Source organism: Streptomyces sp. NBC_00510, from assembly GCA_036013505.1.
Taxonomy (GTDB): domain Bacteria; phylum Actinomycetota; class Actinomycetes; order Streptomycetales; family Streptomycetaceae; genus Actinacidiphila.
Genome location: CP107851.1, coordinates 8384437 through 8408390 on the forward strand (window position 1 = coordinate 8384437; position 23954 = coordinate 8408390).

The 23954-nt window shown below is 68.9% G+C and carries 22 protein-coding genes and 1 pseudogene; 10 read left to right on the plus strand and 13 right to left on the minus strand.

From position 1 onward, the window contains the following. Positions 1–61 precede the first annotated feature (61 nt). Entirely contained in the window at positions 62–385 is a 324-nt protein-coding gene (locus OG937_38035; protein ID WUD77097.1) for a hypothetical protein, read from the minus strand. A gap of 127 nt (positions 386–512) precedes the next feature. Between OG937_38035 and OG937_38040 the strand changes: the two genes are divergently transcribed. The 4 genes from OG937_38040 to OG937_38055 all read left to right on the plus strand — a co-directional run bounded on the left by OG937_38040 (position 513) and on the right by OG937_38055 (position 2533). Beyond that, on the plus strand, positions 513–884 hold the full coding sequence (locus OG937_38040) for a hypothetical protein (protein WUD77098.1): 372 nt from the start codon (positions 513–515) through the stop codon (positions 882–884). A 481-nt stretch (positions 885–1365) separates the two neighbouring features. Next, positions 1366–1848 carry an RNA polymerase sigma factor gene (locus OG937_38045; GenBank protein WUD77099.1) on the plus strand — a complete coding sequence of 161 codons (483 nt, stop codon included), beginning with the start codon at positions 1366–1368 and terminating at the stop codon, positions 1846–1848. After that, positions 1845–2342, plus strand: coding sequence for a transmembrane transport protein (locus tag OG937_38050; protein WUD77100.1), 498 nt, complete (start codon positions 1845–1847; stop codon positions 2340–2342). Before OG937_38045 ends, OG937_38050 begins: the two co-directional genes overlap by 4 nt. A 50-nt stretch (positions 2343–2392) precedes the next feature. Continuing rightward, entirely contained in the window at positions 2393–2533 is a 141-nt protein-coding gene (locus OG937_38055) for a hypothetical protein (GenBank protein WUD79098.1), read from the plus strand. A gap of 238 nt (positions 2534–2771) precedes the next feature. On the opposite strand, the pseudogene OG937_38060 reads toward OG937_38055, so the two are convergent. After that, positions 2772–2997, minus strand: a pseudogene (locus OG937_38060) (Cro/Cl family transcriptional regulator). A 66-nt stretch (positions 2998–3063) separates the two neighbouring features. On the opposite strand from OG937_38060, the gene OG937_38065 reads away from it, so the two are divergent. From OG937_38065 to OG937_38075, 3 genes are all read left to right on the plus strand, one after another. Beyond that, positions 3064–3864, plus strand: a complete 801-nt coding sequence (locus OG937_38065; GenBank protein ID WUD79099.1) for a DUF2470 domain-containing protein — start codon at positions 3064–3066, stop codon at positions 3862–3864. 103 nt (positions 3865–3967) lie between these two features. Beyond that, positions 3968–4492, plus strand: coding sequence for a GNAT family N-acetyltransferase (locus OG937_38070; GenBank protein ID WUD79014.1), 525 nt, complete (start codon positions 3968–3970; stop codon positions 4490–4492). Between the two features lie 205 nt (positions 4493–4697). Further along, positions 4698–5012, plus strand: coding sequence for a hypothetical protein (locus tag OG937_38075; GenBank protein ID WUD77101.1), 315 nt, complete (start codon positions 4698–4700; stop codon positions 5010–5012). A gap of 217 nt (positions 5013–5229) precedes the next feature. Here OG937_38075 and OG937_38080 read toward each other — a convergent pair whose 3' ends face one another. Next, positions 5230–6069 (minus strand): SDR family NAD(P)-dependent oxidoreductase, encoded by an 840-nt coding sequence (locus OG937_38080; protein ID WUD77102.1) that lies wholly within the window; start codon positions 6067–6069, stop codon positions 5230–5232. A gap of 112 nt (positions 6070–6181) precedes the next feature. On the opposite strand from OG937_38080, the gene OG937_38085 reads away from it, so the two are divergent. Both OG937_38085 and OG937_38090 read left to right on the plus strand, forming a co-directional pair. Further along, positions 6182–6805, plus strand: a complete 624-nt coding sequence (locus OG937_38085; protein WUD77103.1) for a helix-turn-helix transcriptional regulator — start codon at positions 6182–6184, stop codon at positions 6803–6805. Between the two features lie 515 nt (positions 6806–7320). Further along, positions 7321–10656 (plus strand): S8 family peptidase, encoded by a 3336-nt coding sequence (locus OG937_38090; protein WUD77104.1) that lies wholly within the window; start codon positions 7321–7323, stop codon positions 10654–10656. A 389-nt stretch (positions 10657–11045) separates the two neighbouring features. On the opposite strand, the gene OG937_38095 is transcribed toward OG937_38090, so the two are convergent. Further along, positions 11046–11930: a GNAT family N-acetyltransferase gene (locus tag OG937_38095; protein WUD77105.1), complete on the minus strand. Its 885-nt coding sequence runs from the start codon at positions 11928–11930 to the stop codon at positions 11046–11048. A gap of 458 nt (positions 11931–12388) precedes the next feature. Between OG937_38095 and OG937_38100 the strand changes: the two genes are divergently transcribed. Further along, the gene (locus tag OG937_38100; GenBank protein WUD77106.1) at positions 12389–12802 is read left to right on the plus strand and encodes an Imm10 family immunity protein; all 414 of its coding nucleotides are present in this window, start codon (positions 12389–12391) and stop codon (positions 12800–12802) included. A 592-nt stretch (positions 12803–13394) separates the two neighbouring features. Here OG937_38100 and OG937_38105 read toward each other — a convergent pair. The 9 genes from OG937_38105 to OG937_38145 form a co-directional block, all read right to left on the minus strand. Continuing rightward, entirely contained in the window at positions 13395–14558 is a 1164-nt protein-coding gene (locus OG937_38105) for an IS701 family transposase (protein ID WUD77107.1), read from the minus strand. A gap of 442 nt (positions 14559–15000) precedes the next feature. Next, positions 15001–16140 carry an NADAR family protein gene (locus tag OG937_38110; protein ID WUD77108.1) on the minus strand — a complete coding sequence of 380 codons (1140 nt, stop codon included), beginning with the start codon at positions 16138–16140 and terminating at the stop codon, positions 15001–15003. A 523-nt stretch (positions 16141–16663) separates the two neighbouring features. Continuing rightward, a complete protein-coding gene (locus OG937_38115; GenBank protein WUD77109.1) occupies positions 16664–17551 on the minus strand; it encodes an SDR family oxidoreductase in 888 nt (295 codons plus the stop codon). 55 nt (positions 17552–17606) lie between these two features. Continuing rightward, positions 17607–17990: an MmcQ/YjbR family DNA-binding protein gene (locus tag OG937_38120; GenBank protein WUD77110.1), complete on the minus strand. Its 384-nt coding sequence runs from the start codon at positions 17988–17990 to the stop codon at positions 17607–17609. Positions 17991–18117: 127 nt separating this feature from the next. Beyond that, a complete protein-coding gene (locus OG937_38125) occupies positions 18118–19035 on the minus strand; it encodes an NADP-dependent oxidoreductase (protein ID WUD77111.1) in 918 nt (305 codons plus the stop codon). 52 nt (positions 19036–19087) lie between these two features. After that, positions 19088–19717 (minus strand): nitroreductase family protein, encoded by a 630-nt coding sequence (locus OG937_38130; protein WUD77112.1) that lies wholly within the window; start codon positions 19715–19717, stop codon positions 19088–19090. A gap of 81 nt (positions 19718–19798) precedes the next feature. Beyond that, a complete protein-coding gene (locus OG937_38135) occupies positions 19799–20593 on the minus strand; it encodes an isocitrate lyase/phosphoenolpyruvate mutase family protein (GenBank protein ID WUD77113.1) in 795 nt (264 codons plus the stop codon). Positions 20594–21179: 586 nt separating this feature from the next. After that, positions 21180–22397, minus strand: coding sequence for a hypothetical protein (locus OG937_38140; protein WUD77114.1), 1218 nt, complete (start codon positions 22395–22397; stop codon positions 21180–21182). Positions 22398–22610: 213 nt separating this feature from the next. After that, positions 22611–23717, minus strand: coding sequence for an amidohydrolase family protein (locus OG937_38145; GenBank protein ID WUD77115.1), 1107 nt, complete (start codon positions 23715–23717; stop codon positions 22611–22613). Positions 23718–23954: the final 237 nt, after the last annotated feature.

Consider the following 23954-nt stretch of genomic DNA (forward strand, 5'->3'; position numbering starts at 1 on the left):
CTTCCGGGACCTTGGCCCATGCTGCGGTCTCGCGGTCCATGGCGAGTGACACCCGGTCGCGTCAGTCTGCGGCTTCTCCGCTCCAGAGCGTGATCCACTCGTCCCATCGCGGCGCGTCACCAGCGTCGTCCTCGCCTTGCGCGTCAGGGGATGCCAGAGCCCGAAGACCGGCGAGCAGGGGCCTGAGGATCCTGCGGTTGTAGCCCAGCACCCTGCCGGAGTTCCCCGGGATGACGCCGCGCAGGTGGATGACGACGAGCAGGATGTTGGTGGGTCCGTAGTCCGCCGGGATCTGACCGCAGGACTTCGCTGCGTCGGCGACGCCTTGCAGCGCGTCGCGCATGCGGTCCGCCGCGGCGTGGACCTCCGCGGTGTTTACGGTCACGGATACAACGTCCTGAACACCGGACTGGTCCTCCTGCCCTCCGCACTGTGCGTCTTCGCCGGCGGCCGGGCCGCTCGCTCCTGCCCTACTCCGTACCGCCGGACCCCGCACCAGCGTCATCACCGCCATGGGACTCATGGGCCTCGGCGCGCTCGGCCTCACGATCTGGCCGGCCGCTCTGTGGTCCCTGTTCCACTCCTTCTGCGAGGTCAGCATCGGGATCGGCGCGGGATTCTCCGCCATATCCCAGGTCATCGCCCGTGTCGCACCCGTAGACGAGGTGGCTGCGGCCGGAGGACTGAACCAGGTGATCCGCACGATCGGACAGGCCGCCGGCGCGCCCGCCGCGTCAGCCATCCTGGCAGCCGGCACCACAGGGTCACGGGCGGTCATCCCCATCGGCAACTACCAGCACGCCTTCGCCGTCGCCGCCGTGTGCGCCTGCACGGCCGCTGTACTGGGGGCCGGACTCAAACTGCCACGAGGCGCGGACGCTTGACCGGTGTCGCTGGGACGACGAACTCAGCGTAGCCACCCTCCGTTCGTGCCCTGGCCGAGCCGATCGAGCGCATCGGCAGGCGTGCGATCGTGCTGCTCGTTGGCGTGGCATGGGGAGGGGCGGATGGCAGGGGCATGGGTGACGGTGTGTCATCCGCCGGCCGAGGCAGCGGATGACAACCCCGTGGAGCGGGGTATGTGGGACGAACGCCGGATCCAGGGCGGCAGCGACGGTCTGGGTTTCACCGTTGCCCCGGATACGAGGACGACCCACCTCACTCGGCCACTCGTGCCCGGGACCCCGGGAGGTCTCGCGCGTGGCCGAGCGGACACGTGAACCTTCGCCCTGGTCTCGTGAACCTTTCTCCGCCACGAGCCGACTGACTTGGTGACGGGTACCGCTGGACAGGGGAGGTGCGGTAACGGGCGACGCGACGAGCTGCTCGTGGTGCGCTGCCAGCTCGGGGAGCGGGAGGCGTTCCGTGAGTTGGTGCGCGTCTGGCACGCCCCGTTGTGGCGCTACGTGCGGGGGATGGTCGGCTCGCCGCACCTCGCGGACGATCTCGCGCAGGAGGCGTGGGTCGCCGTGCTGCGGGGGCTGCCGAGACTGCGGCAGCCCGAACGGTTCGCCCCCGCGGCTGTTCACCATCGCCCGGCGCGCGGTCACCGACCACCTTCGGCAGGCGTACCGGGTTTCGGAGACGTCCGTGGAGGAGGCCGGCACCGTGGTTGTCGACGACGGCGACTCCCTCAGCGGCGTGCTGACCGCGATGCAGGTGGAAGCCGGCCTCAACGGGCTGCCGCTCCCGGAGCGCGAAGTGCTGATCCTCTTCCATCTGCAGGATCTGCCTCTGGCTGCCTGCGCGGAGGTGCTCGGCGTACCACCCGGCACCGTCAAGAGCAGACTGCACCGCGCGCGCCGCATGTTGCGGAGCGTACTTGCCGAGAGGGGATACGAGGCATGAGTGAGCAGGACCCCGCAGCTCAGCGGGATGTGCCCAGGGAACTCGAGCGCGCGCTCGCCGCGGAGGCCTCGCTGGGCTCCCGGATGCGCCACGCGGCTGTGGGACTGGCGGGAGCATCCGCGGCGGCACTGCTCGCGGTGCTGTGGGCCACCGAGCCGCATCCGCTTCCTGCGCGCACCCAGGCCGCCTTCGCCGCGCTGATCGCCATCGGGCTGGCCTGGGCCGCCTTCGCCACCTGGGTGCTGAGCAGGCGCCGACCGCTGTTCGCGCAGGACCGGGTGCTGGGAGCGCGGCTCGCGCTCCTGGTCACCGTGGTGACCGGCATGGCAGGGACAGCACTGGCCGCGGCACGCGCCACCGCGGCCGGGACACTGGCCACCGCCTTGACCGGTGCCTTGCTCGTCGCCGCAGCGGCACTCGTCCTCGCCCGGGCCCGGCGCCGACGTCGCGAACTCCTGCGGCTACGGGACGCGCTGCGACGGGAAGCCTCCTGAACCCCTGAAATGCATCCGTCCGGACTCATCCATGGCTCACGGAGGCTGCCGTGAACAGCAAGATCCCTCCCGTCGGCCCGCTGGCTCTCGCTCTACGCCTCGGCGGCACGGGCAGGCGCACCGTCTTCATGGTGGCGGCGCTGGCGTGCACAGCCCTGCTGTTCGGGATCGGCCTGCTGCTGACCGTTTGAGCCACGTACCCGGGCGGACGGCGAGCCTGTGGGAGTGCAGGCTGGAACACGGTCCAGGTGAAGCCGACCTTGTCGCCGGCCTTGAGCTCGAACGGGAACCCGGCAACGGGCGTCGAGGTGCGGTTGACGGAGATGTTCCAGTAGGCGACGCCGTTGCCGTTGGCGTCCTGAGGGCTTCGTGCCGCAGACCGTGACAGTGATAAGCCGTGCACGCCACATGCCGGGTGGCCCGACTCGCGGCCGCGGCCAGGCGTTCCGGCAGCGCCTGCGAGCGGCGGACGAGGTCCAGCAGGCGTTCGGCGACCGTGGGCATACGGGACGCCAACTCCGACAGGTCTGATGCGGACACCCGGCCCGGGACGACCTCTCCTGCGAGGTCTTCACGTGGATCGGCCACCAGACGGGAGGCGTCCCGCTCGGATTAAGAAGCCGGGGTCGATGCCGAAGGCCTCGGCCAGCCGGAGTCCATGAGCGGACGCATTAGCCGTGCATGCTAACTTAGGTGAGGCTAACCTAAGGAGAGAGCGTTGATGGCCATTGCATTCGTCCAGGCGGCCTACCCCACCAACGCAGAGCGGATCCGTTCGGTCCTGGCGCGTTCCGACTCCCTGAGTCTTACGACCGATGGCAACTGCTACGACCTGATTTCCATGCACACGGTCGACAGCAGCGGAACGCTGCGACTGCACGTCCCCTCGGACAGCCTGCTTGCCGACGAAGCCGCGTTCACCCCGCGCGGCATTCTCGCGAGTCTGGTCGAGTTCACCGACCTTGCCCCCACAGCGGTCCGCGACCGGGTCCGGGCCCGCGTGTCCCTTGCCGGCTTCCTCACCCCAGCCGAGATCCAGGACACGCCCGAGGTGCTTGTGCTCCGCCTCGATCTTGCCCGCGCCGCCATCGAACGGGACGGGACGACCGTCGGCGTCGACCTTGACGAACTGGCCGCCGCGCAGACCGACCCGTTGGCCATCGAAGAGACGGCGCTGCTCACCCATCTCGACCGGGACCACAGCGATGTGATCGCCCAACTCGGCAGGCTCGTCGACCGGAACGTCCTGCAAGACGTCGTTCATCTGCGCCCGATCGCACTGGATCGCCACGGGCTTACCCTGCGGTGCGAGTACGCCCGGGGCGCCAGGACGTCCGGGTCGCCTTCCACTCCCCGGCCCGCAGCGCAGCCGACATCGGTCAACGGGTCGCACACCTCATGGCCCTGGCCCGTGGCGGCTCCCGTCGGTGCCGCGCCGATCACCGGTGAACAGATCGATCACTGCCTGCGACAAGGCGCCCGACACATGTGCCGGAGGGCGATCTCCTCGCGGAGTTCGTGAACCCTCTGCATTCCCCTCTGCATTCCCCCGACGTCATGAGAGCGAGACGGCATTGACCACGGCTGCGCCCGACTTCACCGGCCGCCTCGGCCGTCCGGGCGCGGTGCGGACCGCCACCCTTGCGGACACCGGGGCTCTGCATCAACTGTCCTCGGCGTTCATCCCCGGCGGCGCGCTGCGAGAGCGCCCGCTCGGCCACTATGCCCGTCATACGGGCGACTTCCTCGTAGCCGAGAACGAAGCAGGGGAGGTCGAGGGCTGTGTCGCGGTGCACCGCTACCAGGAACGACCGCCCGCGTACGGGAGCCTCCGGCAGGCAGGTCCTGCGGGATCCGGTTGCGCCGCCGCGGTCCTCTACAACTTCTGCGTCGCACCCGGTAGCCAGGGCCGTGGCATCGGTTCGGCCCTGTTGCGGGCCGCACTCTCCCGAACCGGAACGCAACCCGTGTTCACCGCGACCACAGGCAACGGTGACCTGTTCCTCCGGCACGCCTTCCGCTACTGCGACGCAACCACCGCACCTGCCGCCTGGCTGGCCACACTGGACCCACGTCGAGGGTCGAGGATCCTGACCCGATCGGCCGGGTCCCTTTGGCGGCCAGTGGAAGCGTCCGGACGCCCGGAGTGATCCATCGTCCAGGCATTCGCCTCGTCGGTGCCCCAACTCCTTCTTACACCTGATTGCCTTCGATCACGTGTCGGGGCCTGGCTGTCGGCGGGGAGGCGGGAGGACGTGGACATCACCCACAGGAGGCGGCGCCTGGATTCACCGGGCTGCGGCCGCTCCAGCGCGCGACGGCTGAGCTGCGCGCCGACTCGGACGGCTCCCCGGCGTGCTGACCTGGACGTCAGTGTCCTTTCGGGCGACGGGAGGCACCCCGAGTCCGGAACAGATCACGGCGGATGCCGACCGCCTCGCTGACATACCAGCTGTCCAGGCAGCAGCAGCCATAGGCATCGACCTCGAGGGCGAGCGAACCCTGAGCATCGGCTGGAACGCCTACGAGACCGCAACCGGTACAGAACTCCCCGGCGATGCCTTCACCATCAACTACCCCGAACTCGACCCCGCCTGGAACTTCGACTTCGGCGACCACAGCGAGGTCGCCGCCCGACTGCCCCGGGTTGCGGCGGTCTACCCGGAGTGACCGGCCGACCAGTTCCGGAACTCCGGGCAGAGCCGATCCAAGAATCGCCATCAGGGTGCGGCGGGTGTCGCTCGCACCCCTGGCATTGGGGCGGTTGATGGTGGCGGTGTGAGGGGCTGGTCCAGGGTGTGGAGGGCCCGGTCGGCGCGGCGGTGCAGGGCGGACAGCGGCGGAACGACGCTGGCGAGTTGCTCGTGAACGGTGCGGGTCATGGCGTTCACTTTCCCGCCGGGTTGCCCTGGGCGAGGCGGGAGATGTGGTCCCACTCCTCCAGCCCCGCGAGCCGGCCGGCGAACTCGGTGCGCAGCGCATCGAGGCCGCCTGCGCCGAACAGCACCCGCAGCGGCGGCTTCGGGGCGTCGGCCACCGCCAGCAGCGCCGCCGAGGTCGCGGCCGGATCACCCGGGACGAAACCGCTCGCACTCGCACCGGCGTACAAAGCCTCCCTGGCGTGGGTGTAGGCCGGGTTCGGCTGCGACTGCGGGGAGGCTGCGGCCAGGCCGGTGGGGAACATGATCGGCTCGATCAAAGTGACGTGGATGCCGTACACCTCGACCTCGGCGGCCAGGGACTGGCTCATGGCTTCCAGGGCCCATTTGGAGGCCTGGTAGATGCCCAGCGCCGGGTAGGCGACCAGCCCGCCGATCGAGGAGGCCTGCAGGATCCGGCCGGAGCGGCGCTCGCGCATCCCGGGCAGCACGGCCCGGGTGGTCCACAGCGCACCGAAGTAGTTGACGTCCATCTGCGCCCGGGCCTGCTCGGCGCTGACCTCTTCGACCGCGCCGTGGAGCATGTGCCCGGTGTTGTCGACCAGAATGTCGATGCCGCCGAAGTGTTGTTCGGCGGTGTGGACCGCTGCGTCGACGGCAGCCCGGTCGGTGACGTCGAGTTCCAGCGGCAGCAGCCGGCTGCCGTAGCGGTCGGCGAGCGGCTTGAATACCGCTGCGTCGCGGGCAGTGGCGGCGACCTGGTCGCCGTGCTCGAGGACCGCCTCGGCCCAGAGCGCGGCGAGCCCTCGGGAGGCGCCGGTGATGAACCATGTGCGGGCAGTAGCCATGCGATTTCTCCGTACGTGAGTCGGTGCAGCACAGCGTCGGTGGTCGGGCGCGCGGTAGGTAGAGTGAGGTTGTCCCTGGCTACCGCGTCGTTGGAAGCACAGACTTTTCGGCATGGACACCCAGCAGCTCGCCCAGTTCCTCCGCATCCGGCGCGAGGCACTCAGCCCCGCCGACGTCGGCCTGGCCGCGGCCGGGCGGCGGCGTACGCCGGGGCTGCGCCGGGAGGAGGTGGCCGGGCTCGCCGGCATCTCGACCGACTACTACACCCGCCTCGAACAGGAGCGGGCCACGGCGACGCCGTCGGAGTCGGTGCTGCGCGCGCTGACCCGTGCGCTGCGGCTGAGCCTGGACGAACGCGACCACCTCTACCGGCTCGCCGGGCTGAACGTGCCGGACCGCCGGTGCGGTGACCGGCACGTCGCCCCGGCCCTGCTGGCCGTCCTCGACCGGCTCTACGACGTGCCCGCCCAGGTGATGACCGACCTCGGTGACACGCTGGCCCAGAACCACCTCGCCCGCGCCGTGTTCGGTGAACTCACCGGCCGCAGCGGCCCCGAAGCGAGCATCATCTACCGCTGGTTCACCGACCCCGGCACGCGCTGCGGTTACCCGGTCGAGGACCACGCCAACGAGTCGCGGGCCCTGGTCGCCGACCTGCGGGCCGCCGTCGGCCGCCGCGACGACGACCCCGCCCGCACCCTGGTCGACCAGCTGCGACGCGCCAGCCTGCCGTGAGGACGGCGGTCCGAACCTGCCGAGGTTCCTTCGGTAGCCTGAGTCGCTCGCCGAAGGTTAGGCCTCTTATCGCCGGGTCCGCGCCCTCAGCGAATTGCAGCCCTTCGAATCCGGCCGAACCGAATGGGGAGGGCGGGAAATTTCGAATTCCGGACGGATTCCCCACGAGGGCGGGGTGAGGGCTGCCGACCCTCGTGCGCGGTGACCGGCTCCCAGTGTCTCGGTGCATGCATCGCGGCAGGTGGCACGCCGTCTGTGCCTGTCTTGCCGGACGGCGGATGCATTGGGGGCGAAAAGTGCGCTAATGCCGGGCATAATTCACCAGTTGGTGACCTGTATACCAGCTCGCCATCCAAGATCAACCCATTGACACCCTCTCGGGGCTGGTGCTTCGCTGTGCGGCGCACCCCAAGTCCACCGTGAAACCCACGCGTCGGCGCGGGGTGAATGAACGAGAGGAAACCGTGAAATTCACGTCCAAGAGACCTGCGATCGGCACGGTCTTGGGAATCAGCATGCTGCTGGTCGCCGCTACCCCGTCGGCGTCCCTGGCACTCGCCGCCCCCACCGGCACGGCATCGTCGGCCGCACAGCTCTCGGCCTCGGCCTCGGCCTTCGCGACGGGTCCCGAGATCAAGGGGACTCCGGCCGGGACCGGCGCGCACCGGTGGATTCCACTGATCACCGGTGACCGCATCGCGGTGAACGCGAAGGGCGAGATCGTCGCCGCGCGTCCCGCCAAGGGCCGGGAGGACATACCCATCCGGGTGGAGACCCGCGACGGCCACACCTACGCCATGCCCGACGACGCCCGGAGCCTCGTCCAGAGCGGCCGGGTGGACCGGCGTCTGTTCGACATCACCACACTGAGCTCGCCGGCCTACGAGCAGCGCCATGACCTGCGGCTCATCGTGATGTACGACGCGGCCCGTCCGGCGGCCAGGACGGCGCTGCGCTCCACCGGCGGTGCCAAGGTCGAGCGCACGCTGCCGAGCGTCAACGCCGACGCCGTCGCCGCGCCCGCGAACGGCACCGCGGAACTGTGGGCGGCGGTCACCGACGGGGCGGCCGGCGCCGCGAAGCGCACCGTCGCTCCGGGTATCGCCTCGGTGTGGCTGGACAGCGTCGTGCAGGCGAGCCTGGACAAGAGCGTCCCCCAGATCGGCGGCCCGGAGGCTTGGGCGGCCGGTTTTGACGGCACTGGTACGCGTATCGCCGTTCTCGACACGGGTGTCGACACCACGCACCCCGATCTGGCCGGACAGGTCGTCGTCGAGCGGAACTTCTCCGACTCGCCGGACGCCGAGGACCGGTTCGGTCACGGCACGCATGTCGCGTCGATCACGGCCGGCACCGGAGCCAAGTCCGGTGGCACGTACAAGGGTGTGGCGCCGGGGGCCCGCATCCTCAGCGGCAAGGTCCTCGGTGACAGTGGCAGCGGCAGCATGTCGCAGATCATCGCGGGCATGGAGTGGGCCGTCGCCGAGAAGGCGGACGTCGTCAACCTCAGCCTGGGCACCTGGGACTCACCGGAGATCGATCCGGCGGAGGAGGCCGTCAACAGGCTGTCGGCCGAGAGCGGAACCCTCTTCGTCATCGCGGCGGGCAACACCGGCGAGCAGGGCCCCGGCACGGTCGGCTCGCCGGGCAGCGCCGACGCCGCCCTCACCGTCGGCGCGGTGGACAAGCAGGACAAGCTGGCCCCGTTCTCCAGCACCGGCCCGCGTGTCGGTGACGGTGGCATCAAGCCGGATCTGACGGCGCCCGGTGTGGCCATCGGGGCCGCGGCCGCGCACGACAGCTACCTGGCCAGTGTCGCGCCCTCCGTCGCGGACGGCTACATGGCGCTCAACGGCACCTCGATGGCCACCCCGCACGTCGCCGGCGCCGCCGCCATCCTCGCCCAGCAGCACCCGGACTGGACCGGCGACGACATCAAGGACGCGCTGGTCTCCTCGACGACGCCCGGCGGGTACACGCCCTTCGAGCAGGGCTCGGGCCGGGTCGACCTGCGCAACGCGATCAAGCAGACCGTCGTCGCCCGCGAGACCTCGCTCTCGTACGGTGTCGCGCAGTGGCCGCACACCGACGACCAGCCGCTCACCAAGGACCTCACGTACCGGAACACGGGCAGTGCCCCGGTCACCCTGAAGCTGACCGTGGACGCCACCGGACCGGACGGCACCCCCTCGCCCGCCGGGATGTTCACCACCGACGGCCAGGTCACCGTCCCGGCGCACGGCGAGGCGACCGTGAAGGTCACCGCCGACACCCGCCTCGGCGGTGACACGACCGGTGCCTTCACCGGACGCGTCACGGCCACTGGCGACGGGCAGACCGTCGGCACCGCGCTGGCCGTGGACCGCGAGTCGGAGATGTACACCGTCACGGTGAAGCCGCTGGACCGCAAGGGCGAGCCCGCGCCCGCCCCCGCCTGGGACGCTCAGCTGCAGGGCCTGGAAGGACCCGCCAAGGGTGCCAACACCGTGCTGAGCGGCGACACGCACTCGGTACGCGTCCCCAAGGGCCGGTACTTCCTCAACAGCATGGTCCGGGTCGACCCGGCGGGTTCGTACGACCAGGGCGGTGACTGGTTCAACCAGCCCAACCTCGACGTCACCCAGGACACCACGGTGACGGTGGACGCGCGCACCGCCAAGCCGCTGGACATCACCGTCCCCGACCGCTCCGCCCAGCCGGTCCTCGGCTTCTTCAGCGCGGGCATCGAACTGGCCGACGGATACAGCACCCGCTACGGGGTCTTCACCGACTCCCTCGCGCAGTACCGCACCGGCCACCTGGGCCCCAAGGCGGCCGCGGGCGACCGGCTGACCCAGCAGCTCATGACCACCTTCTCCACCGGCGTCAACGGGCACGACGAGTACCACCTGGTGTACCAGCCGACCGGCGACAGGTACCTCACCGGCTTCACCCACCACGCCAAGGCTCGGGAGTTCGCCAAGGTCGAGGCGAAGCTCGGAGCACCCGCCAAGGGCAAGTTCGGATTCATCACGCCGGGCACCGAGGGCGGTGCCGGACTCGGCACCGTGCACGCCCTGCCCTACACCGGCACCCTGCACCTGCTCTCGGGGAACACCTCGTGGCAGCTGGGCTTCATGCAGGTCGACGCGAACGACGCCTACGAGACCAGCTACGACGCGCTGCCGAGGACGTTCAAGCCCGGACGCTCCTACCAGCACGTGTTCAACGTCGGTGTCTTCGGGCCGGATCTCCCGGAGGGCGCCGGCCTCATCGGGCTGCTCCGGGCGGATGAGGCGATCGACGGACGGCTTCCGCTCTTCTCGGACAGCGAGGGGAACATCAGCGAAAACAACTCGCCGATCGAGAGCGCGCGAACGTCCCTCTACCGCAACGGTGAGCTCGTCAACTCCAGCATCTACCCGATGGACGTCTTCTACATCGCGGAGAACGAGAGGGCCGACTACCGGCTGACCGTCTCGGTCAAGCGCGGTGCGGTCGCCGACATCTCCACGAGCATGACGACGAGCTGGACGTTCTCCTCCGAGTACGCTCCGGGGATCACCAAGCTCCCGACCTCCGTCGTGCGCTTCACCCCCGCCCTGTCCCTCGACAACACGGGCAAGGCCCGGGCCAAGACGTGGGTGCCGGTGACCGTCAAGGGCACCGCCGCGGGCCGGAACCTCAAGTCCCTGAGCGTGTGGGCCTCCTACGACAAGGGAGCCCACTGGCAGAAGCTCAACGTCTGCGACGGCCGGGTCCGGATCACCAACCCCAAGGCCGGCGGCAGCGTCTCGTTCAAGGCCCAAGCCGTGGACAAGCAGGGCAACACCGTCGACGAGACCATCATCGACGCCTACCTGACGAAGTAGCCCACGCTCGGGCCGGAACTACGGTCCAGGGCTCGCACCCACCGCGGTTCCGGCCTGCGGCCCCCTCCGGGTTCCGCGGACCTCGGTGCAACGACGCGAAGGCGCCCGCCCCAGGCGCATTCCTGGGGTCGATTCAACACCGCGGTGAGTTGATCAAGCCGCAAGCAGTTTGGACAGACGCTCGGCTGGGGCTTCCCAGCCGAGCGTCTTGCGTGGATGGACGGCTGTTGAGTTCAGCGGCGACTGCGGCCCGACGCCCCGGTCGGCGACGTGTGGCTCTGTTCACGCCGGCAACGACGAGACCGAGCGAGAGCCGGTCCTCGCCAAGGTCTGACGTCGAACGAACTCAAGCGCCTGGGGCAGGGTAGGCGCCCCAAGTGCTTCCAACGTCACCCGAAGAATCCCGAGGGGATGTACGGCTCCGGTGGCCGCATCCCGCTCAGGCAGACCCAGCCGTACGTGCTGAGTTCCAGTCCGGCGGTCAGCCCCACATCCACGGCCCACTGCTGCTCGGCCGTCAAATTGGCGACCTGTGCCGGGGTGCCCTCGGGCAGGCTCAGTAGTGCGGCGGTGAGCAGCCGGGTCGCCAGCCTGGGGGAGGTGGCGGCGAGCAGCCGTACGTTCCCGTATTGGTCGATGTAGCAGTAGCCGCTGCCGGCGAGGTCGTCGACGATCAGCAGGTCGCTCTCGGTGAGCAGTTGGTCGTGGTCGGGGCCGTGGGCGCCGCCCCGGGTGCGCCGGTCGACGGAGTCCATCAGGTCGCGGTGCTTGGCCGAGCCCTCGTGCACCGCGCCGTCCGGGGCAGGCAGGTCGCCCTTGCGGACGGCGCCTTCCAGGCGCATCGCCGGGTGCAGCGCGAAGCCCGCCCGGCGGTAGGTCGCCGCCGCCCGCGGGTCGGGGGAGCTGCAGATGATGCCGCGCAGGCAGCCGCGCCCGTAGGCAAGGGCGGCGGCGAGCAGTTCGCGTCCGACCCCCTGCCGCTGCGCGGAGGGCAGCACGGCAAGGAGCGACAGCCCCCACGTCCCCTCGCGGCGCGTCGACAGGGCGACCCCGAGCGGCATGCCGGAGGTCTCGTCCACGGCCAGCCAGCAGCCACCGGGGTCGGTACGCGCGACGTACCGGTTGCGCCGCCGTAGCAGAGCGGCCAGCTCGGGAGGCATCTCCTCGGGCGGGCCGCCACCGGGCAGGGCATCGGAGGCGCCGAACGCGGCGGCGGCCATGACCGCTATCGCGTCGGCGTCCTCGTCGGTGTCGCGCAAGGGGCGCAGGATCATGCGCCCATCCTGCCCCTACGGCAGGGCGAGCATCCGCTCCGGCATCCTCTTGGCGAAGTGCTCGATCTCCCAGTCGACTTACACGCGGTTGACGACCTTGCCGAATTGCCGAAAATTCCTCGTCTCCGTGTGGCCACCGTCGTCCTGCCCTTCACAAGCCCAGCAGCCTCGAACGTACGACAGCGAACGGTCAAACCTCACTGAGACGAGTCACCCGCGACAGTGCTGTACAGCAACGAAGTACAGCAACCTCTGCGCCCATACCCGACCGCCACCCCTCCCAGGCGGCCGGCTGGCGTGCCCAGCAGACCTCAGCGACCGTCGTGCCCATAGTTCGCATCGAGGGGCACGGCGCCGGCCGGGTCGCCTCAGCCATTGAGACTCCAGCCCAAATCCGTTCCAGCGACCCCACGCGGGAGTTCCCCTCGGTGTCAGCGGCCGCTGGTAGAACACGCCCCATGACTTTCAGATTTGAAGCACACATCGCGTTCGGGTTCGACGATCCCGAGCCGGACGGCACTATGAGCGCTGGGATTGCCGAGTCCGACGACGAGGAGGACTTCTCGCTGTCATTCATGTGTCGCTTTGACGAGGCCGACGAACAGGACGTGCGTCTCGGCTTTGACTCGCACTGTGTTGTCACGCCCGACCAGAACACTGCGTACGGGTGTGTGCGCCGGGTCGAACTGGACGCCGATGTCTTGCGGATCACCCTGGACCCCGAGTCCGTGGATGCGCTGGGGCTGGAGGACCCGACAGTCGAAGCCGTCCTACGCGCGCCGGCTCCGGATGTGGCTCGCATGCTCGAAGTTCTTGCGCGCATCCTGACCTACGGGCGACGCGACGCCCGTCCCTTGGTGATCTCCCTGTAGGAGGCATGGTCGGGCCGTTCCTGGGCCGTCCAAGGCGAACCGACGTTGACCAGCGATGACAGCCACGAGCGCGTCTACGCAGGTCAACGGAGGCAGGGGGATGGAAGCGCGCAGGTGGGGCGCTCGCTCACCACTTCCAGAAGAACTAGCCGATACGTGATCCAGCACCGAGTCCCTGCTGGAGCATTGACCTACCCGGCAAAGGTGAGCAGCATACGCTTGTGATCAGGCATCATCCAGCGATGACACAGGGCCATGATGGCAGTTGAACCACGGCATGATGTGCGTCGGCTGCGTGTGCGGCTGCGCGGCTACCTCCTCGCCGTGCCGATCCTCGCTGGGTGGGCGGTCATAGGTCACTGGTGGGTGCCTGAACCGTGGTCAGCGAGCATGGAGACCATGCTCTCCATATTTGTGGCATCCGTGCTTTATGGCGAGATCCACGCCTGGCGACTCCGTCGTATCCACCGTATGCCCGATCGAGCGGGAATCAACGGGCAACAACGGTGAGTGTCTACCGGTAGTTCGTTAAATCCGGAGGTAAAGATCGATGCCGTGTCCGTTGGTGACCGCGTCGATCAGGGCCTGGAGCTCATGGGGTGGATCCGTGTCCGTCCATGCTTGCCACCATCGGGTGAGGGTGATGGCTGGGGTGAGCCAGGACCGGATAGCGCGTAAGGCCTTGGGCCAGCAGGGCTGCTGGGCCTGGTGGGGTATGTCTGGTCCCCCTCTCTGGCCCCTCCTCGGGGCAGGGGTCCGGCGCGGTGGCATCCAGCGGTCCGGGTGGGGCGAACCATTGATCCCAGCAGAAGGAGAAAGCGCAGTTGATCAGGGTCTGGTGGCGGCGGATGGCGCGGGCGGAGCGGACCTGGAAGTCGGCCCAGCCGAGTTCGTCCTTGATCTGCTTGTAGCTCTGCTCGATCCAGGGACGCAGGCCGTAGAGGCGGACGATCTCGGCGAGGTCGGCTGGCGGGTGCGGGCCGGCCGTGGCGTGGGGTGTGTCGGGGTGGGGCAGGTTGGTGGCCAGGTACCAGGTGGCTTTCTCCGGCAGGCCGGCCGGGTCGGTGGTGGCCACGACCAGTCGGCAGGGTGAGTCAGGTCCGTAGCCGCCCAGCCGGGCGTCGGCGGCCCACCAGGTCTCGGTGTGCCCGTCGCGGAAGTGACGCTCCACGGCCTTCCAGTCCCCGGGATGCTTGGCATCCTTCCAGGTCAGGGCGTGGGCGGCTTCGATGGGGGTGTGCGGCTGACCGGCCCGGGCCCAGGTGCCGCGGTGCGGCTTGAGCGCCACCACGTAGGCCAGGCCCGCCTCGCGCAGTGCGAGGTACCAGTCGTCGCTGACGGAGTAGGCGCAGTCGGCGACCACCGCCCGGCAGCCGAAGCCCGCATCCTTCCCGCGGACCGCGAGAGCAGCGGCCAGCTGCGGTTTCGTACGGAAGGCCGGATCGGAGCGGCCGCTGGTGAAGTGATGGGCGGGGGTGTAGGGCGTCGCATGCAGCGGGTAGTACACGCGGCCGTCGGTCCACACCGTGGTCACCGTGACGATGCCGTTGTCTGTCTTGCCCAGCCGGCCCAGCCATTGCCGGCCCACGTGCGCGGTCGCGGTGCCGTCCTTGCGGTCCCCGGAATCGTCGATCACGATGACTCCGCCGTCGTGCGGAGCCGTCGCCGGCTCCTCACGCAGCAGCTCAAGCCGCCGGTCGTTGACCTGCTCGGCCTCCCAGGGCGACTCGGACAGGAAGAACTGCAGCCGCTGCACCCCGGCATCCCCGCACCGGCCACCGGCTCCGCCCCGGCCAGGCAGGTGATCGTCTTGTTCCGCTCCCGCGGCGCCAGCAGCCCGGTCAGGTACTCGCGGAACCCTCGCCGCTGGGCCAGGCTAAAGAAGAGGTCATCGAACCGGGCCGCGTACTCCTCCAACGGCCCCGGCGCGGGCGGACACGGACGGCGAGCGGTCATCTTCAGCCCCCAGCACGGCAGTTGACCCCTACCACCGGCCTACGACCAACCGGAGCTACCGTCAACCCACACCACCACCGAATTCAACGAACTACCGCTACTGAGATTCCTGCCGTGATGTCGCCCGGCGCAGCGCGGCTTCGGGACGAAGAGGTCAGTGCCCTAGCTCGACTTGGCATCGCTTCGCGTGCGTACCGGGTCGCGCTCGCCGACCCGGATGCCGGCACGGTTGCTCGGGTTGGCTACCCTCCCTCGTTGACAACCCGATCTGACAGGAGTTCAGCTCGGGTGAGTTCGAGCAGGCGACCCACCCAGTTCCGGCCTTCCCGCGGACCGCGGTCGGTCCAGTGCGGCGACTCCGAGATCCCGGTGTAGCTGATTCTGGCGTCGCCCGTGGACAGCAGCACCTGGGCGAGCTCCGGGTGCTGGGTGAACTTTGCACGCAACAGCGCGGCCATGACAGCGGTGCGGACGAGAAGCCATTCGGGCCGCAGCGGGATGCGACCGCCGGTCTCATGGGCCTCGCGAGCCGTGGCTGCCTCACGGATGTGATCGTGGTCGGAGCGGTCGGCCGCCGCCAAGGCCCAGTAGCCGTGCAGCACCGTTGGATAGCGCTGGCCCCGGTACAAGAACGGCGCCGGGAACTCGTTACGCAAGACGAACAAGTCCACTCGCTCCGGCGGCTCGTTCGGTGGGTTGACCCGTTCATTCGACGTGATCGCGGGAACCCCCGCCCATTGCGGATCATCGGCATGCAGCATTCCGTACAGCTCACGGCTTCGTTCCACGCCCCGGTCGCCGGCACGGAAGTACTCCAGAACCTCGCGGTGCATCTCCGCCGTAGCAATCGGGCCGTCGCCACCCACGGGCTCGCCGAGATCGGTGATCAGCTTCCGCAAAGGGACGTCTTGTAGGTCCATGTCGCCCAGCACATAGACCCGCCGATGCGCCGGAATGGTCAGATACGCCGCCCGGACATCCTGGCGGTTGCCCTCGGTGGGCTCCTCCAGATAGTGCCTGATCGCCTCCCAGCACCGGTCGGAACTGGTCGGCCGCCCGCTCAACGACTCGATCTCGTCCTGCACCTCGCCCACGAAGCCTTCGTCCGTCAGCGGTTCCGGATAGCGGGCGGACCACCGGGGACCCTCCCGGGCCGGCGCTGGGGCCAGGCGTTCAGGGTCGCTGAGAGCGATCAATCCGGACGTCAGCCGCTCCCGGAGCCCCTGCAGATCCATCTCACCCACGCAGCGGATCGCGCTGTCGGCGTAGACGAAGAGATCAGCCGGGTGGTAGCCCGCGTACGACTTGGTCCACACGTGGCACCATGCCCCGTCGATCCGCTCCCCATCCACCAGGCGATACGTCGGCCTCGTCCAAACCATGCCCGCAGCCTAGCCCGGTCGATCCTGAGCCCAATCGGGCCGACCGCCGTATGGTGCGAGGATCAGCAATTCCCGGCAGCGTCCACTCCCCTTCCGTGGCCGGCCTCGCATGCCAGATCCGTGCCAGAACGGGCGGTCAGCCGCGGTCAACCAACGGGATATGGAGCACGCTGCGCCAGTCGTCGAGCGGGAAGTTCCCCCTGCTCAACCGCCCAATGATGCTGATTGCAACGGTGATTCCGAAGCTCAGTGCCTCCCCGCCACGAGCGCCCTGGCAGAAAGAGTCTGTGGAATTCGAGGTCCCTCGTCCAGTTGCTCCGCGCCTACTGCTGGCCGACCGAGTCGGCTGGTTCGTGCTGGAGCGGCCGGTGTTCATCGCTGTCGGTTGCCGCTTCTGGACTGAACCGGACGTGGTGCAGTCAGCGCCTTGGCCGAGCGCTCGGACGGAGGCAAGGGAGGCCCGGTGTGTGCGGAAGGTGAGTAGTCACTCACCCTGTCCGGTCCCGGCGGCATCCCGAGGATTTCAGCCCAGGGCGGGATAGTCGCCGGCAACGAGGTCGTCGATCAGGCGCGGGTGGGTGGGCTCCCAGCCGAACCGTTCCCGGGTCTGTGCACTCGACGATGGCATGTCTAGGGCGAACACGCGACCGATGGGGCCGAAGCGCTCAGGCGGCGCCGACTCGACCGGCACCGCGAGAACGCTGCCGATAGCCTCGGCCAGCGACCTCATGGTGTCGCCCTCGTCGGCTACCGCGTGCAGGACCGTGCCCGGTGCAGCGTCCTCGAGTGCGATGCGGAACAGGGGGGCGGCGTCAAGCAGGTTGACGGCCGGCCATCGCTGTGTGCCGTCGCCGACGTACGCTGACACGCCCGTTTTCTGCGCGGCGGCGATGAGCACCGAGCAGAAGCCGTATGCCGACCCGCGTTGGTGCACGGAGCGCGGCAGCCGCACGACGGAGGACCGGACGCCCTGGGCGGCCAGGGTCAGCACCGCGTCGGAAGTACGGCCGCGGCCACCGACCGGACCGTTGGTGGTGTCGCGGTCCTCCTCGGTGGAGGTGTGGCCCGGCACCATCGGCGTGAGGCCGGCATGCACGAACGGCTTGCCACTGCCTTCGAGTGCGGCCGCGAGGGTCTGCACGGCGCGCGCTTCCTCGTCGATGCCCTGTTCCAAGTTGCTCCAGTCGTTGCTGAAGGCCAGGTTGATGACACCGTCGGCCTGCGCGGCGCCGGCACGGAGGCTGTCAAGGTCGGTGAGGTCGCCGCGGAGCGGCGTCCCGCCGGCGGCGGCGACGGCCGTAGCCGCGGCATCGGAGCGGACGAGGCCGAGGACCTCGTGACCAGCGGCGATGAGTTCGGGAACGACAGCCGAGCCGATGCTGCCGCTGGCGCCAGTGACGAAAACGCGCATGGGAGGCTCCAGATGACTGCTGCGACGCTGCGTCGCAGGATGGGCATGGCGAGGGTCAGGCGTGGTGGTTGTAGGTGTGTGGATCCACGGGTTGCTTGGACTTGGGAAGCCCGCCGACCACGAGACGGTAGGAGTCGGTCACGAGTTCCTTCACCAGCTTGTCGTCGATGGTGTCTCCGCCTTCCACTGTGATCCAGTGCCTCTTGTCCATGTGGTAGCCGGGGGTGATGCCCGCGTACTGCTCACGCAGGGCTGTGGCGTCGTCAGGATCGGCTTTCAGGATCAGGACGGGGCGTCCGGGCATATCGGTCATGAGCATGAAAACCTTGCCGCCCACCTTGTGGAGCTCCCAGTCGGGGCCGAAACGGTGTTCCTGGTCGGTGCCGGGCAGTTCCGCGGTGTAGTCGCCCGCGATCTTCTGCACTTCTTGTCCGTCCAAGGTGATCAACTCCTCTGGTTCGAGTGACTGGCGTGTGTCGGTTCGGGTCGTTGCGCCGGTCGGTGCCCGATGGCCGTGGCGTAGATCAGGACCATGACCTGCCGCCCGGACGGTGGCCGTCCACCACCTACGGGAGGACGCGGATGACTGTCTTCCCGAGGCGCCGGGTGGTCGGGTTGAGGGCGCCGATGGCATCGTCGAGGCTCGCGACGTCACCGATGTTGGTCCGCAGCCGTCCGTCCCGCACCCGCTGCACGATCTCACCGAGTTCGAGGCGATCGGCTTCGACGACGAAGTCCACGGCCAGGCCGTCAGCGGGCCGTGCTTCGACCGGGCCGACGATGGACACCAGTGTTCCTCCGGCCTTGATCAGGGCGGCGGACTGCTTTTGAACGTCGCCACCGATGACATCGAAGACCAGGTCGACGCCGCCGACGTCTTTCAGCGTGTCGTTCTCGAGGTCGACGAACTCGTGCGCGCCGAAGTCGAGCGCCTTCGCGCGGTCGGCGGCGCGTCCGGTGCCGATGACGTAAGCGCCGGCTTCACGTGCGAGCTGGGTCACCATCGTCCCGACTGCCCCGGCTGCGCCATGGGCGAGGACAGCCTGGCCGGCCTGGAGGCGCCCGTGCTGGAACAGGCCCTGCCACGCGGTGAGACCTGAGATCGGCAGGGACGCGCCTACCGTGAAGTCGACGTCGCCCGGCAGCGGTGCGAGGTTGCGTGCTTCGATCGCCACGTACTCCGCGAGGGTGCCGTCGCGGTGCCAGTCGGCGAGGCCGAACACCCGCTGCCCGACCGAGAGCCCCGTCGTGCCGTAGCCGAGAGCGGTGACCACTCCGGCCAGCTCGTGGCCGGGGATCGACGGTGTCTTGTCACGGCCGGCGCGATCGGCCCAGGTGGACGGCCACTCCATCTCTGTGGGGACGAAGCCCGATGCGTGGATCTGAACGATGACGTCGTTGATCGCTGGGAGCGGCTCAGGCCGTTCCGTCAGCGTCATTCCGGCCGTTCCCGCGGCCTGGTCGGTGACCACAATGGCTTTCATCGAAATGGCTCTTCCTGGTAGGCGTGGTGAGTTTTGGTTTCCGGGTGGGTTCTTAGACGAAGGTGAACAGCTGGTCCGGGTCGAAGCGCGAGATCGGGGTGGTGTACACCCTCTCCGGGTCGGGGTAGCCGAGGGCCAGCAGCACCGTCGTGGTGTGTCCGTTCTCGCGGATCTTGAAGGCCTTGTCGACGCTGGTCGGGTCGAACCCCTCCAGCGGCGTGGCCTCGACGCCGAGCTCGGCGGCCGCCATCATGGTCAGGCCCACCGCCATGTAGGTCTGCTTCTCCATCCAGTGGTTCAGGTCCTTGTAGCCGTAGTTGCGAAGGTTGAGGAAGTCCCGGGTCATGGATTCCCACAGCTCCTGCTTGGATGGATCAGGGAACCGGCCATCGGCCCTCTCCTTGGCGAACACCGCCTCGAGGTGGGTGTCGGGCAGATCTGCCCGGGTGGTGAGGATGATGGTGTGCGACGCGTTGAGGATCTTCTCGGCGTTGTCCCGGAATCGTTCGCCCAGGTTGTCGGCGAGCCGCTCCTTGCCTTCGGGCGTGGCGAGGACGTAGAAGTGGTTGGGCTGTACGTTCACCGATGACGGCGCGGAACGCAGGAATCGCAGCAGCTGCTGAAGGGTTTCCCCAGGAATGGTCTTGCTGGGATCGAAATACCTGGTGAGATGCTTGTTCATGAGCTTATCGAGATTCATGTGAATATGCCTTTTTCTTGCGATAGGTGGGTGATGAGCGAGCGGTGATTCGCAGGGTCTGGGCTATTTCGTTCCGCGGGCAAGTAGTTCGCTGATGCGCTCGAAGCTGGTTCCCGTCGTCGCGGTGGTGAGGTCACCCGCGACGAGAGCCTTGATGGCCTGGTCGAGTGCCTCCATTGCGTGGGTGTAGAGCGCTGGACCCACGCTGATGCGCTTGACCCCGGCCTTCTGCAGTTCAGCGACGGTCAGCACCTTGTCCGCCGGCGAGATGAGGACGTTCACCGGTGTCGGCGCGACGGCGGTGACGATCGCGACGAGTGCGTCGAGGTCGGGTGGGTAAGGGGCGTAGAGCACATCCGCGCCGGCCTCCGCGAAGGCCGTCAGACGCCGGATGGTGTCGTCGAGATCGGGCCGCCCCTGGATGAAGTTGTCGGTGCGGCCGGTGACGACGATGCGCCCCTTGGCAGCCTCGACGGCGCTCCGTATGCGGTTGACCGCCTCGTCGAAGTCGCGGATCGGTTGATCGGGATTGCCCGAGGTGTCTTCGATCCCGATACCGGCCAGGCCGGACCCGACGGCGGCTTCCACGGTCGCAGCGACGTCTTCGGGCGTGTCGCCGTAGCCGTCCTCGAAGTCCCCGTTGACGGGGAGCCCGGTGAGACGGCCGAGCAGCCGCGCGTGCTCAAGGTGCTCACCACGGGTGACTTCGTGACGCCCGTCGGGCCGGCCGAGTGTCGTGGCGAGTGCCGCCGATGACGTCGCGATCGCCTCGAAGCCGGCGTCGGCCAGCATCAGCGCCGATAGGCCGTCCCATGCGTTCGGCATGACGAGGCCGCCGTCGCGGGTGTGCAGCGCCATGAATTTCTCATAGAGGTCGGAGCCCGGCATATCGAACCTTTCCCGAGTGATCGTTTTTGGGCGGTGAGGGGTTCACCGGCTGTGTGCGCAGCCTCGACGGGGGTCCCGGCAATCAGCCGGGCGTACCGGCCGAGCCGGCGGCGGGGATGTCGCGGTGCCTCGGCTGACTGGATCTGGCCTCGACCCCCTCTTTGTGCAGCCGGGCTGGGCCGAGCACTGAGAACTCGACGCCTGCATGCATGGTGGCTACCGCCCTGGAGATCCTTGTGAGGTATCGCTGCTTGGCCGTCCGCAGGGAACCGCCTTCCCCAAACGTACCGCAGATCGGCGATTTTTTCGGACTGGATAGTCCTCTCATCCCTGCGAGGCGTCCAGCTTCTATGCAGGTAGTTACCGTCTGTGGCGGCTGAGGCGCAGGATTCAGTGGACGAAAGCGTCCTGATGCGGTCACTCACCCCGCTGGGCCGCCTTGGCCCGTCGGGGGAAGTGCGGTCCCGCACGGAGACCGCGACGAAACCCCGTGTGACGCAGAACCGGGACTTCGCGGCGCCGCCTCGCCCTAGGGGGCAGCTCAACTCCGGTGCGGCTATGGCTTTCGGCGCGCATGAGCGTCGTGCGGCAGCGGTCGGGCTCTCCTGGTGCTCCTTCTTGGCGGCGGCTGGGCCTGGCCCGTGTCACCGGGTGTGGGACCAGGCGAAGGAATGGCGCCCGTCGGGTGTGATGGTGATGCGGAACTGGTGCAGGGCGGGGGATCCGTCGTGGCGCCACCGTAGGAGGTGGTCTTCGATGGGGTCCCAGATGCGTTCGGGGCCGCCTTGGCGGACCCGCCAACCGTGCGGGCCGGGCTGGAGCAGGGCCCAGCTTCCCGCGTCGGTGTCCACGAGTAGCTGGCCTTGGTTGCCGAGGTCGAGACGTTGTGCCCCGGGTGCTGTGGTCTGGGCGACGAACCGGGCTGCCCGGTTCTCGAGGATGCCGGCGTCGATGCCGGCGTCGATGACGGTGTCGCGTTCGGTGCCGCCGTCGGTGTCGGGAAGCATGCCCAGGTGCGGAGGCTGGTGGCGGCGGGCGAGTATGAAGGCGACCTGCCCGTCCAGGAGCCGTCCGGTCGCGGTGCCGTCGTCAGGGTGAGGCGGGCCAGTTCAGAGGCGTGCATCCACCCGGACAGGGCGGCGAGGATCTGGCCTCCGGGGCGGGTCTGGGCGATCCACTGCTCTGGGATGGTGAGCACGCCGCAGGTGGCGATGACCCGGTCGTACGGGGCGCCGTCCTTGTGTCCGGCAAGGCCGTCGCCGGTGACCAGGTCGGGGGCGTGGCCGAGGGTGGCCAGCGTGGTTGCGGTCGCGGCCGCCACCGCGGGGTCGACCTCGATGGAGGTGACCAGGTCGTCTCCGAGGCGTTGGCGCAGCAGCGCGGTGGAGTAGCCGGTGCCGGTGCCGATTTCCCGCACCCGCATGCCGTCTTCGATCTCGAGGTCTTCCAGCATGCGCACGACCAGGCCGGGGGCGGTGCTGGAACTGGTCGGCTCCCGGAAGATCCGGCCGCGGATGTCGCCGGGCACGATCGTCGCGGCGATCTGGGTGACCAGCGAGACGTCGGTGTAGCAGCCGGACAGCCAGTCTTCGTCACCAGGCATCACCGGCTCCCACGCGGTGGGGGTCGAGCGGGGCACCTGGCGGAAGAAGCCTCCGCGACGAAACTCGTGCCGCCCGGTGACCGCGACGGCTTGCCGCCACTGCGGCGAGCGCACACTGCCGTCGGCCGTGAGGTGGTCCAGCAACTGTCGGCGCAGGTCCAGCTCGTTCACGAAGTCTCGTTATGACGGGCGACCTGGAAGGCCTCTTCCTGCGCGGTTGCGCGGCAGCCGGTCCTTGCACGTTGGCCAAGGTGCCGCGCCGTCGTCTTGGCTGGTGGGCGGTGGTGGCCGGTTGCCGCTCGCAGGCGAACGGTGCTTGCTGTCCGTTCGGCGAGCGGCGTCGGCCGGATGTTGGAGAGATCGGTCCGGCGGAAGACCGTCAGCTCACCGCACGCGGGTACCGGCGCGGAAGACTGCCTGTACGTCGAGGACGGCTGCGGGATCATGCGCAAGGTCGCCGCCCACGACGAGAAGGTCCGCGTCGGCACCGACGGAGATGCGGCCCTTGCGGCCCTCGACGTGGCACAGGCGGGCCGCCAAGCTGGTCATGGACCTGAGCGCGTCCAGCGGCGCGACGCCCAGCCGGGCGAGGTCGGCCACGCCGTGGGGGAGGACATCGTGGGGCTTCCAGGGCCCGATGCCGGCGTCCGATCCGATGACGACATGCGCGCCGTGCTTGTGCAGGTTGCGGTACGTGTCCAAGACGCTGTTGACATGTGCGGACATGGCATGTGCGGTCATGGCCTTGGGCGGCTGCACGGCTTGTCCGGGGGCCAGGCCCAGCGTCAGGCTGACGAAGGTTCCCTTCCTCGCGATGGTGTCGATGAGATCAGGGTCGGTGGCGACGCCGTCGGCGCTGAGGAAGGAGACGTGTTCCAGGCTGTCGACGCCCGCTTCGACGGCGTCCCTGATGGCCTGGATGCCGTGGGCGTGGGCAGCCACCGGCAGCCCGAGGCGGTGCGCTTCGTCCACGACGGCACGCAGGTCGTCCAGGCTGTACTGGGACGCGTGCGGCGGCACCGAACCGGGTGTCATGTGGCCGCCGCTGGCCATGATCTTGATGACGGTACAGCCGCGGGTGTGACGCTCGCGGACGGCGGCACGGAGCGCTTCGGCGCCCTCGACCTCGCCGCCGAGGAAGTGGCAGTGGCCGCCGGGCGTGGTCAGCGGAGGGCCGGCGGCCAGGATCTCCGGACCCTGCTCCGGGTGCTTGGTCATCTCCTCCACGAGAGTCAGCGAGAGGTAGCCGCGGTCGCCGAGGTCGCGCATCGTGGTGATGCCGGCCTGTAGGGCGGACTGGGCGGCCTCCCGCATGTGTGCGAGCAGGTCACTGTCGGAGGCGGAGACCAGGGACGTCACGGGGTCCGGTCCGGCGTCGAAGGCAAGGTGGACGTGAGTGTCGATCAGGCCGGGCAGCAGACAGGCTGAGGCGCCGAAGTCGATGACCTCGCTGCCGTCGGCGGGCAGCGTGCCGGTTCGGTCGACGCGCACGATACGGTCCCCCGAAACATGCACAGTGGCCGGACCCGACAGGGTGTATCCGTCGAACATCGAGCCGGCATGCAGGGCAAAGGAATTCAACAGTATTTCTCCGATCGGAAGGCGTGGGTCGCTCGGCGCCTCGGCACATGCGAAATTCGACTCTGGCCAGGTCGACGAGGGAGTTCGCACGGGAGCCCCGCCGACAGTCGAACGGCGAACAGCGGCGGCGCCCCTTCGGCAGTGCGG